Origin of the sequence: Citrobacter sp. Cpo037 (assembly GCF_030332945.1) — a bacterium.
GTDB lineage: Bacteria > Pseudomonadota > Gammaproteobacteria > Enterobacterales > Enterobacteriaceae > Citrobacter > Citrobacter portucalensis.
The window spans coordinates 47,587-61,572 of the sequence record NZ_JAOWGW010000066.1 but is presented as its reverse complement, the minus strand read 5'-3'; the positions used below and the strand labels follow the sequence as shown (position 1 = coordinate 61,572).

General features: G+C 51.9%; 14 protein-coding genes and 1 pseudogene. 8 read left to right on the top strand and 7 right to left on the bottom strand.

Annotated features, from left to right (window positions below; all coding sequences use genetic code 11):
* Window positions 1–6 precede the first annotated feature (6 nt).
* Window positions 7–693, bottom strand: coding sequence for an RNA chaperone ProQ (proQ, locus tag OGX94_RS14880; protein ID WP_003833781.1), 687 nt, complete (start codon window positions 691–693; stop codon window positions 7–9).
* Between the two features lie 96 nt (window positions 694–789).
* Window positions 790–1,287 carry a free L-methionine (R)-S-oxide reductase MsrC gene (msrC, locus tag OGX94_RS14875; protein WP_003833782.1) on the bottom strand — a complete coding sequence of 166 codons (498 nt, stop codon included), beginning with the start codon at window positions 1,285–1,287 and terminating at the stop codon, window positions 790–792.
* Between the two features lie 128 nt (window positions 1,288–1,415).
* Here msrC and yebS point away from each other — a divergent pair, with 128 nt between their 5' ends.
* From yebS to OGX94_RS14850, 5 genes are all read left to right on the top strand, one after another.
* Window positions 1,416–2,699, top strand: coding sequence for a membrane integrity lipid transport subunit YebS (gene yebS / locus OGX94_RS14870; protein WP_286569486.1), 1,284 nt, complete (start codon window positions 1,416–1,418; stop codon window positions 2,697–2,699).
* Entirely contained in the window at window positions 2,668–5,301 is a 2,634-nt protein-coding gene (locus tag OGX94_RS14865) for a PqiB family protein (protein ID WP_063940870.1), read from the top strand. The genes yebS and OGX94_RS14865 overlap by 32 nt, the downstream gene beginning before the upstream one ends.
* A gap of 82 nt (window positions 5,302–5,383) precedes the next feature.
* The gene (rsmF, locus tag OGX94_RS14860; RefSeq protein WP_257661916.1) at window positions 5,384–6,805 is read left to right on the top strand and encodes a 16S rRNA (cytosine(1407)-C(5))-methyltransferase RsmF; all 1,422 of its coding nucleotides are present in this window, start codon (window positions 5,384–5,386) and stop codon (window positions 6,803–6,805) included.
* A 100-nt stretch (window positions 6,806–6,905) separates the two neighbouring features.
* Window positions 6,906–7,142, top strand: coding sequence for a YebV family protein (locus OGX94_RS14855; RefSeq protein WP_029139506.1), 237 nt, complete (start codon window positions 6,906–6,908; stop codon window positions 7,140–7,142).
* 102 nt (window positions 7,143–7,244) lie between these two features.
* The gene (locus OGX94_RS14850; RefSeq protein WP_003833789.1) at window positions 7,245–7,436 is read left to right on the top strand and encodes a YdfD/YebW family protein; all 192 of its coding nucleotides are present in this window, start codon (window positions 7,245–7,247) and stop codon (window positions 7,434–7,436) included.
* Here OGX94_RS14850 and pphA read toward each other — a convergent pair.
* The 4 genes and pseudogenes from pphA to yobA form a co-directional block, all read right to left on the bottom strand.
* Window positions 7,437–8,078, bottom strand: a pseudogene (gene pphA, locus OGX94_RS14845) (protein-serine/threonine phosphatase). It abuts the gene before it with no gap.
* Between the two features lie 412 nt (window positions 8,079–8,490).
* On the bottom strand, window positions 8,491–8,829 hold the full coding sequence (locus OGX94_RS14840) for a YebY family protein (RefSeq protein WP_003833793.1): 339 nt from the start codon (window positions 8,827–8,829) through the stop codon (window positions 8,491–8,493).
* 20 nt (window positions 8,830–8,849) lie between these two features.
* On the bottom strand, window positions 8,850–9,722 hold the full coding sequence (copD, locus tag OGX94_RS14835; protein ID WP_008785042.1) for a copper homeostasis membrane protein CopD: 873 nt from the start codon (window positions 9,720–9,722) through the stop codon (window positions 8,850–8,852).
* Window positions 9,723–9,725: 3 nt separating this feature from the next.
* The gene (gene yobA, locus OGX94_RS14830; RefSeq protein WP_003833799.1) at window positions 9,726–10,100 is read right to left on the bottom strand and encodes a CopC domain-containing protein YobA; all 375 of its coding nucleotides are present in this window, start codon (window positions 10,098–10,100) and stop codon (window positions 9,726–9,728) included.
* A 143-nt stretch (window positions 10,101–10,243) separates the two neighbouring features.
* On the opposite strand from yobA, the gene OGX94_RS14825 reads away from it, so the two are divergent.
* The 3 genes from OGX94_RS14825 (at window position 10,244) to exoX (ending at window position 11,923) form a co-directional block, all read left to right on the top strand.
* Window positions 10,244–10,474, top strand: a complete 231-nt coding sequence (locus tag OGX94_RS14825) for a DNA polymerase III subunit theta (protein WP_003833800.1) — start codon at window positions 10,244–10,246, stop codon at window positions 10,472–10,474.
* A gap of 106 nt (window positions 10,475–10,580) precedes the next feature.
* Window positions 10,581–11,237 (top strand): carbon-nitrogen hydrolase family protein, encoded by a 657-nt coding sequence (locus OGX94_RS14820; RefSeq protein WP_003833801.1) that lies wholly within the window; start codon window positions 10,581–10,583, stop codon window positions 11,235–11,237.
* Between the two features lie 23 nt (window positions 11,238–11,260).
* Complete coding sequence (exoX, locus tag OGX94_RS14815) at window positions 11,261–11,923, top strand: exodeoxyribonuclease X (RefSeq protein ID WP_257661894.1); 663 nt, start codon at window positions 11,261–11,263, stop codon at window positions 11,921–11,923.
* Here exoX and ptrB read toward each other — a convergent pair.
* Complete coding sequence (ptrB, locus tag OGX94_RS14810) at window positions 11,914–13,968, bottom strand: oligopeptidase B (RefSeq protein WP_257661893.1); 2,055 nt, start codon at window positions 13,966–13,968, stop codon at window positions 11,914–11,916. The genes exoX and ptrB overlap by 10 nt on opposite strands.
* Between the last annotated feature and the right edge of the window lie 18 nt (window positions 13,969–13,986).

Here is a 13,986-nt window from a genome sequence, read left to right as displayed (position 1 = left end):
TCCGTTTCAGAACACCAGGTGTTCTGCGCGTACAATCAAAGACATACCCGAATTCAGCTGTACACGGACGCCATCTTTGGTGATTTCTAATACGGTGGCATCCATCGCATTATTTCCTGCTTTCACCTTCAGAGACTGCCCTACCGTCAGTACTGAAATATCAGATACCGGGGTATGCTGTTCTTCGCGAGGAGCACGCGGTGCTTTTGCTGCTGGTTTTTCAGCGCGAGGTTTACGCTCAGCACCTTCTTTACGACGCGGTGCAGGACGCGGCTTACGCTCGCGACGCGGTGCGTCTTCTTTTTCACCGGCGGCAGCGGCCGCTTCGCGTTTTTTCGCCTGTTGCTCTGCGCGTTGCGCCTGAACACGGGCTTTAGCTTCTTCCAGCTGTTTGCGAGCATGTTCAACATGTTGTTCATCCAGCTCACCACAAGGGTTGCCGTCGAGATCAACACGCGTTGCGCCCAATTTAACGCCATACAGATAGCGCCAGCTTGAAGTATAGAGACGTAAGGCAGAACGGAGCTGAGTCTTGCTGAGGTTCATTTCACCCTCAACACGCTCTACCAGATCCTGAAAAATGCCAATTTTCAGTGGGCGCGCTTCGCCTTCCGCACTAAAACACTGCGGGAAGCGTTCGGCCAGAAACGCGATGACTTCTTTACTGCTATTCAACTTAGGTTGATTTTCCATGAAATTTCCTGATTACAACGGACGTAGCCAACAAGCGCAGGCATGAACAGGCGACATTATAATGACGTCATCAGTAATTGCTACGTTATCCGTTGATTATCCTGCGACGCGCGCAAAGAATTTTTTGTAATCCGTCGTTGCAAGCACGGTTTCAAGCTGTGCCACAAGCGTACGCAGACCTTGTTCATCTTCTTCAGTAAAGCGGCCAAATGCCGTGCTATCAATATCCAGCACGCCTATTATCTGATTGTCGACAGCGATCGGCAGGACGATTTCAGCATTGCTGGCGGCATCACAGGCGATGTGCCCATCAAAAGCATGTACGTCCTCAATACGCTGAACCTGGTTCTGCGCCACTGCGGTACCGCACACACCGCGCCCTACCGGGATCCGCACGCAGGCAATTTTGCCCTGGAAGGGACCAAGCACCAGCGTATCGTCCTCAAGCAGGTAAAAACCGGCCCAATTCACTTCTGCAAGACGCTCGTACAACAATGCGCTGGTATTCGCCAGCGTTGCCAGAAAACTGGTTTCACCTGCCATCAATGCCTGAAAATCACGGTTCAGATCCGTGTATAGCTCTATTTTGTTCATTATATAATCACTTAGTTGTCTTACTTAAAACTGCAGCCTACTAAAATAAACATTAAATGCGTTAATGCTCAAGATCATTCCCGTCATGAGTTAAGATAACATTACTTCAACAATTTGATTCGCGATACATGGCCTTAACGACACCACGCATCACGCCAACTAAAAAAATAGCCATCAGGTCCATCGGTGAGGCACTACCTCGTGCACATTATCATCGCTGCCCTGAATGTGACCTGATATTTAGCTTGCCTAAAATGCGTTCGCACCAAAGTGCCTTTTGCCCACGCTGCCAGGCAAAAATTCGTGACGGACGCGACTGGTCGTTAACGCGACTGGCGGCCATGGCTTTCACCATGTTGCTGCTGATGCCCTTTGCCTGGGGAGAGCCACTCCTGCACATCTATTTATTAGGCGTGCGCATTGATGCCAATGTGATGCAAGGCATCTGGCAAATGACCCGACAAGGTGACCCCCTTACCGCCTCCTTCGTGCTTTTTTGCGTCGCTGGCGCGCCGCTAATTCTCGTGACTTCAATCGCTTATCTGTGGTTTGGTAATATTCTCGGGATGAACCTGCGCCCGGTGCTGCTAATGCTGGAAAGGCTCAAAGAGTGGGTGATGCTCGATATTTACCTGGTGGGTATCGGTGTCGCATCAATCAAGGTTCAGGACTATGCTTTTTTGCAGCCTGGCGTGGGGCTGTTTGCTTTTATTGCGCTGGTGATCCTCAGTATTTTGACGCTGTCGCATCTTAACGTTGAGCAGCTTTGGGACCGTTTCTACCCGCAAAGACCGGCTCGTCGGCCCGATGATAAGCTACGCGTCTGCCTTGGCTGCCATTTTACAGGTTATCCGGACGCCCGCGGTCGCTGCCCCCGCTGCCATATTCCGTTGCGCTGGCGCAGAAATCAAAGTATCCAAAAGTGTTGGGCGGCTCTGCTGGCCTCGATTGTCCTGCTTTTACCCGCTAACCTGCTGCCCATCTCGGTAATTTATGTCAACGGCGGCCGGCAGGAAGACACAATCCTGTCAGGCATAATGTCTTTGGCAAACAGTAATGTCGGCGTAGCGGCGATCGTGTTTATCGCCAGTATATTAGTGCCATTTACCAAAGTGATTGTGATGTTTACGTTGCTATTCAGCATCCACTTTAATTGTGAACAAGGGTTGCGCACCCGTATAAAACTACTGCGTATGGTGACCTGGATTGGCCGCTGGTCGATGCTGGATCTCTTTGTTATCGCGTTAACCATGCCGCTGATAAATCGCGATCAGATACTTGCTTTTACTATGGGACCGGCTGCGTTTTATTTCGGCGCAGCGGTAATATTGACTATTCTTGCTGTGGAATGGCTGGACAGCCGCTTACTTTGGGATGCACATGAGTCAGGAAACGCCCGCTTCGCAGACTGAAGCGCAGATTAAAACAAAACGCCGTATCTCCCCGTTCTGGCTGCTGCCGTTCATCGCGCTGATGATCGCAGGATGGCTTATCTGGGGAAGCTATGAAGATCGTGGCAATACCGTGACCATTGACTTTATGTCTGCGGACGGCATTGTGCCAGGCCGTACTCCCGTTCGCTATCAGGGCGTTGAAGTGGGCACGGTGCAGGATATAAACCTCAGCAAAGATCTACGCAAAATTGAAGTCCGCGTCAGCATCAAATCGAGCATGAAAGATGCTCTGCGCAAAGATACCCAGTTCTGGCTGGTCACGCCGAAGGCGTCGCTGGCTGGGGTTTCTGGTCTGGATGCGTTGGTTGGCGGCAATTATATCGGCATGATGCCCGGTACTGGCGAGGCAGAGGATCATTTCGTCGCCCTTGACACCCAGCCCAAGTATCGTCTGGATAATGGCGATTTAATGCTGCATCTGCGCGCCCCTGATCTCGGATCGCTTAATAGCGGTTCACTGGTTTATTTCCGTAAAATTCCGGTGGGCCGGGTTTATGACTACACCATTAACCCGAACCATCAGGGCGTAACCATCGATGTATTGATTGAACGCCGCTTCACCAATCTGGTGAAAAAAGGCAGCCGCTTCTGGAACGTCTCCGGTGTAAATGCGGATGTTAGCCTTAGCGGTGCGAAGGTAAAACTGGAGAGTCTGGCGGCGCTGGTCAACGGTGCCATTGCTTTTGATTCACCCGAAGACTCAAAACCTGCTGCGGCAGACGACACGTTTGGTCTATATCAGGATCTCGCGCATAGCCAGCGCGGAGTAATCGTCAAGCTTGATTTACCCAGCGGAGATGGACTCAAAGCAGGCTCAACATCGCTGATGTATCAAGGATTAGAAGTCGGTCAGCTCACAAAACTGGATTTAAACCCAGGCGGTAAAGTCACCGGCGAAATGACGGTCGATCCCAGCGTCGTAACGCTACTGCGTGACAACACACGAATTGAGTTACACAGCCCTAAATTATCGTTAAGCGATGTGAATCTCAGTTCGCTGCTGACAGGTAAAACTTTCGAGCTGGTACCTGGCGAAGGCGAGCCGCGTAACCAGTTTGTCGTTATCCCCGCTGAGAAGTCGTTGTTACACGACCCAGGCGTCATGACGTTTACGCTGACAGCGCCGGAGAGTTACGGTATTGATGCTGGCCAGCCGCTAATTCTTCACGGCGTACAGGTCGGTCAGGTGATTGAGCGTACGCTTTCCAGCAAAGGCGTCTCATTTACCGTTGCTGTTGAACCACAGCATCGTGACCTGGTGCAGGGTGACAGTAAGTTCGTGGTGAACAGCCGCGTGGATGTCAAAGTTGGACTTGATGGCGTGGAGTTCCTTGGCGCCAGCGCCAGTGAGTGGCTCAGCGGCGGCATTCGTATTTTGCCCGGAACCAAGGGCGAAATGAAAAAAAGCTACCCGCTTTACGCTAACCTGGAGAAAGCCATTGAAAACAGCCTGAGCGATCTGCCAACCACTACGGTCAGCCTGAGCGCCGAAACGCTACCTGATGTGCAGGCCGGTTCGGTGGTGCTATACCGCAAATTCGAGGTCGGTGAAGTGATTAGCGTTCGTCCTCGCGCCGATGCGTTTGATATCGATCTGCATATCAAACCGGAATATCGCAACCTGTTGACCAGCAACAGCGTGTTCTGGGCCGAAGGCGGAGCAAAAGTTCAGCTTAACGGCAGCGGATTAACCGTACAGGCATCTCCCCTTTCACGCGCGCTTAAAGGGGCGATCAGCTTCGATAATTTAAGCGGTGCCAGCGCCAGCCAACGCAAAGGTGACAAGCGTATTCTGTATGCTTCGGAAACCGCCGCGCGTGCGGTCGGCGGCCAGATAACGCTGCATGCGTTCGATGCCGGTAAACTCGCTGCAGGCATGCCGATTCGCTACCTGGGAATCGATATCGGCCAGATCCAAACGCTTGAGCTGATCACCGCCCGTAACGAAGTTCAGGCAAAAGCGGTTCTGTACCCGGAATACGTGCAGACCTTTGCGCGAAGCGGTACCCGTTTCTCTGTGATCACCCCACAAATTTCGGCAGCGGGCGTGGAGCATCTGGATACAATCCTGCAGCCGTATATCAACGTTGAACCCGGACGCGGTAATCCGCGCCGTGATTTTGAGCTGCAGGAAGCCACCATTACCGACTCTCGTTACCTCGATGGTCTGAGTATTGTGGTTGAAGCACCAGAAGCAGGTTCGCTGAATATCGGAACCCCGGTGTTGTTCAGAGGTATTGAAGTGGGGACCGTCACCGGGCTGACGCTGGGCTCGCTTTCCGATCGTGTGATGGTTGCCATGCGCATTAGCCAACGCTATCAGCATCTGGTACGCAACAACTCCGTGTTCTGGCTGGCATCCGGCTACAATCTCGACTTCGGTTTAACCGGCGGTGTCGTGAAGACTGGTACCTTCAACCAGTTCATTCGCGGCGGCATCGCCTTCGCGACACCACCGGGTACACCGCTGGCACCTAAAGCACAGGCAGGTAAACACTTCCTGTTGCTGGAAAGCGAACCGAAAGAGTGGCGTGAATGGGGCACCGCCCTGCCACGTTAATGTATCCACTGCTCCGGCGCGAGTACGTACGCCGGAGCAGTTATGCTACACTGCGCACCTGTTTTTTTGCCGGTGGTACCAAGTGGCTTATTTTCCCGACGCCTTTCTGACTCAAATGCGTGAAGCAATGCCTTCCACGCTCTCATTCGATGAATTTCTCGCTGCCTGTCAGCGCCCGTTGCGCCGCAGCATTCGCGTCAATACGCTGAAAATCTCCGTTGCCGATTTCCTCGCGCTGACAGCACCTTACAACTGGTCTCTCACTCCGGTTCCCTGGTGTACGGAAGGTTTCTGGATCGAACGCGATGATGAAGAGTCAGTGCCGCTCGGCAGCACCGCAGAACATTTAAGCGGCCTGTTTTATATTCAGGAAGCCAGTTCAATGCTGCCAGTCTCCGCGCTGTTCGCCGAAGGCAATACCCCGGAACGCGTAATGGATGTTGCGGCAGCCCCCGGCTCCAAAACCACGCAAATTGCCGCAAAAATGAATAATCGAGGCGCCATTCTGGCGAATGAGTTTTCTGCCAGTCGCGTCAAAGTCCTGCATGCCAATGTCAGCCGTTGCGGGATAGCCAACGTCGCCCTGACCCATTTTGACGGACGCGTATTTGGCGCTGCGTTGCCGGAGTCATTTGATGCCATATTGCTCGACGCACCGTGTTCCGGTGAAGGCGTGGTGCGTAAAGACCCTGATGCGCTAAAAAACTGGTCTGTAGAAAGTAATCTGGAAATTGCCGCGACCCAGCGCGAATTACTCGACAGCGCCTTCCACGCCCTGCGTCCCGGTGGCACATTGGTTTACTCGACCTGTACGCTTAATCGTGACGAAAATGAAAATATCATGCAGTGGTTGATTGAGACCTATCCTGATGCCGTCGAGTTTTTACCTCTGGGTGATTTATTTCCGCAGGCCGAACGCGCCCTGACGCCGGAAGGATTCCTGCATGTATTCCCGCAGATTTACGATTGCGAAGGTTTCTTCGTTGCGCGTTTGCGCAAAACAGCTGCAATCCCTGCACTACCTGCGCCGAAGTACAAAGTCGGAAACTTCCCGTTTAGCCCGCTTAAAGGACGCGAGTCCGCGCTTGTCACGCAAGCCGCGAGCGCTTGTGGACTGCAGTGGGAAGATAATTTGCGCCTGTGGCAGCGCGATAAAGAGATCTGGCTGTTCCCGACTGACATTGAACCTCTGATTGGCAAGGTTCGCTTTTCTCGACTCGGGATCAAACTGGCTGAAACCCACAATAAAGGGTATCGCTGGCAGCATGAGGCCGTTATCGCCCTCGCCGATCCGAACCACAGCCATGCATTCGAGCTGACCCTTGCCGAAGCGGAAGAGTGGTATCGCGGTAGAGATGTTTACCCGCAAACCGCACCGACGAGTGACGACGTACTGGTTACGTTCCAGCATCAGCCGATCGGTCTGGCAAAACGCATTGGATCGCGACTGAAGAATAGCTATCCGCGCGATCTTGTCCGGGATGGCAAACTCTTTACGGGATAACGCACGTTTTTACTGGCGCTTTTGCTAACGTTGACTACGCTGAAAAATGGACGGCCTAACTGGTCGTACCACAACCAGCAAATTAACGGAGAGCACGATGATGAAAACCAGTGTGCGCATTGGCGCTTTTGAAATCGACGACGCCGAGTTACATGGCGAATCGCCGGGGGACCGAACGTTAACCATTCCGTGTAAATCCGATCCAGATTTATGTATGCAACTGGATGCCTGGGATGCCGACACCAGCGTCCCGGCCCTGTTGAACGGAGAACATTCAGTACTATTTCGCGAACACTACGATCGTAAGTCAGATGCCTGGATCATGCGCCTTGCCTGATTCAAAAAGAACCCGTCGCCAGACGGGTTATTTCTTGGTTAATTTCCCTCATCTATCAACATCTTCTACACTACAGGTATGGCTTTACCATTTGAGGATGGAATGTTCACGCTGGTTCTTTTTGTGTGCTATCTGGATGGCGGTTGTGAAGATATCGTGGTTGATGTCTACAAAACTGAGCGGCAGTGCCTGATATCGATGGACGATCAACGTATTCGTAACGGCGGATGTTTACCTGCGGATGACTACATCGACAGTTTCTGGCATCCGGCCCAGGAATACAGCGATTTTTGATTATTGCAGTTGTGCCAGCGTTAACTCGCCGCCAAATACAGCACCGGTATCAATATAGTGCAGATTCTCGCGATCCAGCCGATGGCGCAACGGCGTGTGGCCAAACCAGAAGTGATCCGCGCCGCGAATCCCACAACCGTTGTTGATTAGCCTCGAGCGGTCCCACAGCACCCGCTGTAAATCGATCTCTTTTAGCCACTGATAATCATCATCCGGATAATCGGCATGAGCAATAACGTGTATGCCGTTCTGACAATGCAGCTCCAGAATCCAGGGTAATTGTCAACACTCTTCAAGAGCAAATTTCGCTGCCGGTTGCTCCGCCTGCTCGAACCACGAGCCACCATTCATAAACCACATGAATTGATCCCCCGTCGCCAGCGCGTCCAGCGCCATCTGTTCATGGTTCCCCCTGACCGCGACAATCCAGCGTTTACGCAGTAGTTTCAGACAACGCAAACTGTCTGGTCCACGGTCGATAACATCCCCCACTGAAACCAGCAGATCCTGCCAGGGATCAAAACGGTACTGGCGCAGTTTAGCCATCAGCATCGAGAAGCATCCGTGGATATCCCCAACCACCCAGACGTGACGCCACTGCGTACCGTCGATTCGTTGATAGATATTGCCAGGTCGTCCCATGTCGCCTCCAGATTACAAGGGTACCTGATTATAATTTTAGCAATGATGGTAAAAAAGCCTGGACGATCGTGGGCAGGAGTATGGTATGGTTTATGGAGAATGCAGCATGCAATACGCCGTGTTTTGCCCTGGATGGCATCGCATTCGCCACATAAAAAGAGACCGAATACGATTCCTGTATTCGGTCCAGGGAAATGGCTCTTGGGAGAGAGCCGTGCGCTAAAAGTTGGCATTAATGCAGGCTAAGTTACCCTGCCATTTAAGAATAGATGACAGCGCCAGGTTTTCCAGTCCGCGGCTAAAGTGGCCGGAAAAAAAGGACGTTTGTTACGCATCCAAACGCAAAAACCGCAAGTTCTCCTGCGAGATCCTTGCGGTTTTTTATTGGAAATCAGAGCGCTACATCTGACAATTAACAGAGCTTTTCTGCACGCTCTACAAACGGTGCCAGGCTCATTTTTTCGCCCGGTTTCGCCGGATCATCAATCTGGATAATCTCTATCGGCTTTGCCGTGGTTTTTCCGCTCTCCACCTGCTGTCTGGCGACATCATTCAACGGGTATTGCACCAGCGTACTGGGATTGATGACATACAGCGCGTTACCTGGACGGCAGGTCAGCATCACCTCTTCCCGATTAAACGCCCACTTATCTTTGCCAACCTCAAAACGGCTGACGGTAATGACCTGCGGCGCAGCCAGCGCGGCTCCGGAGCTTGCCAGGAGTAATAAAGAGATAATGATTTTTTTCATGCGTTTCGCCAGTCCATCAATCAGAAAGGTTCGAGGGTTGCAAACAGGCTGACAATCGCCAGAACAACGGCTCCTATACCCCATTCCAGCTTGGTCATCCAAATAAAATAGAGAGTCATGCCGCGGTTATCCTGCCGCATGCGTGGTACCAGAACATACCGATTCACCAGCGCAATCGCCACCATTAGCATGACCAGGGCACCTTTTAACAAAAGCAGTCGCCCGTAAGCCATGTGCCAGGGAACAGAAAAACCGACAATAAACAGCGCATTCATAATACCGGTTAGTAAAACACCGATAACGAAAAGATGTCCATAGCGTGAGAAGCGCATCATGGTACTGATGGCCTGTTCCCGCCAGCGACCTTGCGCCATTCGCATACAGTAAAGTACGGGCAGCAAACCACCGAACCAGGCGGCAGCGCATACCAAATGTAAAGCGTGGTTAACCTGCTGGATTGCGCCAGGGATACCGCTGTGCAGCGTCGCATGTCCGACGCCAGCCAGCAAAATAAACTGCGCAATAGTCAGCATTAACAGTAGTCGCGGCATACTGCGCGGCACCATGATGGTCACCACCAGCGTGACCAAGGCGAGGATAATCTGCCATAACCAGACGCCACCAAATTGCGTTTGCAACACGGCGAGCCAAACGTCAGTAGAGACAACATCCCGCCAGCCTGAGCCCATTAACCCACCCTGAATCGCCAGCATCAGCGTCGCGCTGATAAAGCTCCACGTCGCAGCATGCCGTTGCAGACGTAAAAAACGACGCATCATTAAACGACGAACTGAAACGGGAGCCAGCCATGCGCCGTAAAGCGCACAGCCAAACACCAGCATCAAAGCGGTAAAATGGATAAACCGTAGTGCAACCCAGGTAAATGCCAGCATTGGTTATTTCACGCTAAAGGTATATTGCCCCTTCGTCTTGTGACCATCCACGGAGACAACGTGCCAGTCGACCGTATATTTTCCTGCTTCAAGTGTTTGATCAAGCGGAACAATCAGCTGCGTTTTGTCCTGCTCACTGCGCGATGCCTTGCCCGTTTTGATCTGTTCTTTGTTAGGACCGGTCAGCGTTGCACCGCTGAATCCCGGCTCTACGCCTTCAGAAAAATTCAGCGTCAACGCCTGAGGAGATGCCGCAACTTCAGCGTTAGCCGCCGGACTTTGTTTTGTGAGGTGGGCATGCGCCAATGCCGCAGGTGTTGCCAGAACGCTGGCGAGTACGATGAGCGCGTTGCGAAGCATAGATGCAGATGAAGCCATTTCAACTATTCCTTTTTGTTATGTCTAACCTGTAGAGAATAACCTTCTACAATGGTCGAGTCGAGAATCATCATTTCTGTCTTGCCATTAACGCACACTCTTAGTAACTTTGCGCGCCGAAAGACAGAGAAAAGGAAAAGCCCATGAACATCAATCTGGCCAAACTTGAGCAAGCGGAAATGGATAAGGTCAATGTCGATCTGGCTGCGGCTGGAGTGGCATTTAAGGAGCGATACAATATGCCCGTTGTTGCAGAAGTTGTTGAACGCGAACAGCCAGAGCATTTACGCGACTGGTTCCGCGAAAGACTCATCGCGCACCGCCTGGCATCCGTTACGCTTTCACGTTTACCTTACGAGCCTAAAGTTAAATAAAACTTATATTACGTTACGATTCCTTACATGACGCCTGCTACAGTATAAGCATATTCTTAATCCACACATTAAGGATGGTTGTAGACACTATGAAAAGGAAATCATTATGTCATACTGGAAAATCGCAGCAGCACAATACGAACCTCTTCACACCTCAGTTACCGAACATGTCGCGCATCACCTGCAATTCATTCATGCGGCAGCTCAATGCCAATGTGAATTGCTGGTCTTCCCTTCCCTCTCATTGCTGGGTTGTGTTGATGAGAATGACGCGCTTCCTGCCCCACCCGATGAAGCGCTGTTAGAACCTCTCGCACATGCCGCAGCGACTTATCGCATGACGATAATTGCGGGACTACCTGTAGAACATAACAACCGGTTCGTGAAAGGCATTGCGCTTTTCTCTCCCTGGATGACTTCGCCATTAACCTTCCATCAGAGCCACGGGGCCTGTATTGCCAGACAGCGAAATGCCATCAGCGTTGTAGATAGCCAACCGGAAGGCATTGATATCGACCCGGCTTTTTCGCTGTTCACCAGCTGCCAGTCAGTCAGTGAACCGGAACTGCTCTCCTCTACATCTCGCCTACAAAGTTTCTCACATAAATTCGCCATCGCGGTATTAATGGCCAATGCGCGGGGTAGCAGTGCGTTATGGGATGAACGAGGTCGATTGATTGTTCGCGCAGACAGCGGTTCGTTGCTGTTAACCGGCCAACGCACGCCACGGGGTTGGCAAGGTGATATCATTCCATTACGCTAGTCGTTTTGGGTCAGGAGCATGGCATGTTGCGCATAATAGATACAGAAACCTGTGGTCTACAGGGAGGCATTGTTGAAATTGCTTCTGTCGACGTGGTTGACGGAAAAATAGTCAACCCCATGAGCCACCTGGTACGCCCTGACCGCCCCATCAGCCCACAAGCAATGGCTATCCATCGCATTACTGAAGCAATGGTGGCCGATAAGCCATGGATTGAAGACGTCATCCCGCAGTATTACGGCAGCGAATGGTACGTGGCGCACAATGCCAGCTTTGACCGCCGCGTATTGCCCGATATGCCCGGGGAATGGATTTGCACCATGAAGCTCTCCCGTCGGTTGTGGCCGGGGATCAAATACAGCAACATAGCGTTGTATAAATCGCGCAAGCTGAGCGTCCAGACACCAGCGGGTCTCCACCATCACCGCGCCCTGTACGATTGCTACATCACTGCGGCACTGCTGATCGACATCATGCAGACGTCAGGCTGGACAGCCGATCAAATGGTCGATATTACCGGCCGTCCCGCCTTACTCACTACTTTCACTTTTGGTAAGTACCGCGGAAAACCGGTATCAGAAGTGGCTGAACGCGATCCGGGCTATCTACGTTGGTTATTTAATAACCTTGACAATATGAGCCCGGAACTACGATTAACGCTAAAACACTATTTGGATCACGCCTGAGCAGGCAGTGTTCCCTGCGCCAGTCCAATCAAAAACGCGTACTCAAGGGCCACGCCTTCGTAAGATTTAAAACGCCCGGATTTACCGCCGTGTCCGGAATCCATATCCGTGCAAAGTAGCAGCAAACGATCGTCCGTTTTCAGCTCACGCAGTTTTGCCACCCATTTTGCTGGTTCCCAGTATTGCACCTGGGAATCGTGTAATCCCGTCGTGACCAGCAGATGTGGGTATGCCTGCGCGGTTACATTGTCATACGGGCTGTAGCTTTTCATATAGGTGTAATACTCTTCGTCCTGCGGATTACCCCACTCTTCAAACTCACCGGTCGTCAGGGGAATTGATTCATCGAGCATAGTGGTTACCACATCGACAAACGGCACCTGAGCAATAACACCATGGAAGCGTTCCGGGCGTTCATTAATGGCGACGCCCATTAACATGCCTCCGGCGCTTCCGCCCATGCCATAACACAACTCAGGCGCGCCATAGCCCATTTTTAGCAGCGCATCACAGACGTCGAGGTAATCATTAAAAGTATTTTTCTTGTGCAGAAACTTACCGTCCTCGTACCACTGCTGTCCTAATTCACCGCCACCACGCACATGGGCAATAGCATAAACAAAGCCGCGATCCAGTAAGCTCAAACGGCTGCTGCTGAAATCGGCATCCATGCTGGCGCCATATGAGCCATAGCCATAAACGAGTAACGGATTTTTTCCTTTCAGGAAATACTTTTGATGATAAACCAGCGAAACCGGAACCTCGGTGCCATCACGCGCAGTTATCCATAGGTGTTCGCTACGGTAATTCGCCGCATCAAATCCGGGGACCTCCGTCTGCTTAAGCACACGACGTTCCCCGGTGTCCATATCCAGTTCAAACAACGTGTCCGGGGTGGTCATGGAGGAATAACCATAGCGCAGGCGCGATGTCTCAGGCTCTGGATTATAGGCAAGCCAGGTCACATAAGCCGGATCGTCAAAGGCGATCCCGACCACTTCGCGCGTTTTACGATTAATCTGTCGTAGGCTGGTTAAGCCCCGCTGACGCTCTTCTACCACCAGCCAGTCAGTGAATAGCGTAAAGCCCTCCAGCATCACGTTGTCGCGCGCTGGGATCAGCGTCTCCCAGGCTTGCTCATCACGAACGCGGGTACGATACAGGCCGAAATTTTTCCCCTGACGGTTGGAGCGCAGATAAAAATTGTGTTGATAGTGATCGAGACTGTATTCATGGTCTTTGCGTCGCGCTAAAAAGACCAACGGTTCGGCATCCGCCAGTTCTGCGTCAAGCAGTAAAACCTCACTGGTGGTCGCACTGGCGATATGAATAACCACATAGTGTAGCGAGGTGGTTTTATGCAGGCTGACATAAAAAATATCATCGGCTTCTTCATACACCAGCTCATCCAATGACGATGGCGAGCCGACTGTATGTCGCCACACCTGATACGGCAATAACGTTGTTTCGTGCTTGCGCACGTAATAGAAAGTCTGAGAATCATTCGCCCAGACCAGATCCGCTTCGACGTTTTCCAGCACTTCCGGATACCAGTTGCCGCTTTGCAAGTTGCGAAAACGCACGCCATATTGCCGGCGAGAGAGATAATCTTCCGCCAGCGACATGATGGTGTTATCCGGAGATATCGCCAGTCCACCCAGCGTATAAAACTCGCTGTGTGCCGCGCGCTGGTTCCCATCCAATAGAGTATCCCAATCATCCCACTCTTCACTGAGGGCAGACTGACGCTGATAAATAGCATATTCGCACCCCGGTTCATAAATATGCCGGTAGCGATAACCATTCTTCACATAGGGGGCTGATGCATCCTGAGGCGGGATACGGTCGATAATCTCTTTCAGGACGCGATCCTGCAAAGCCTGCTGCGAGGCCATAACCTGGCGGCCATACGCATTTTCTTGTTGCAGATAATCCAGCACTTCTGGCTGCGAGCGGGTGTCATCTCGCAGCCAGTAATAATTATCAACTCGAGTATCGCCATGCTGCGTCATGGCGTGAGGAATACGAGAAGCTTTTGGTAGCATGTCATTGTTCTTTTGCTT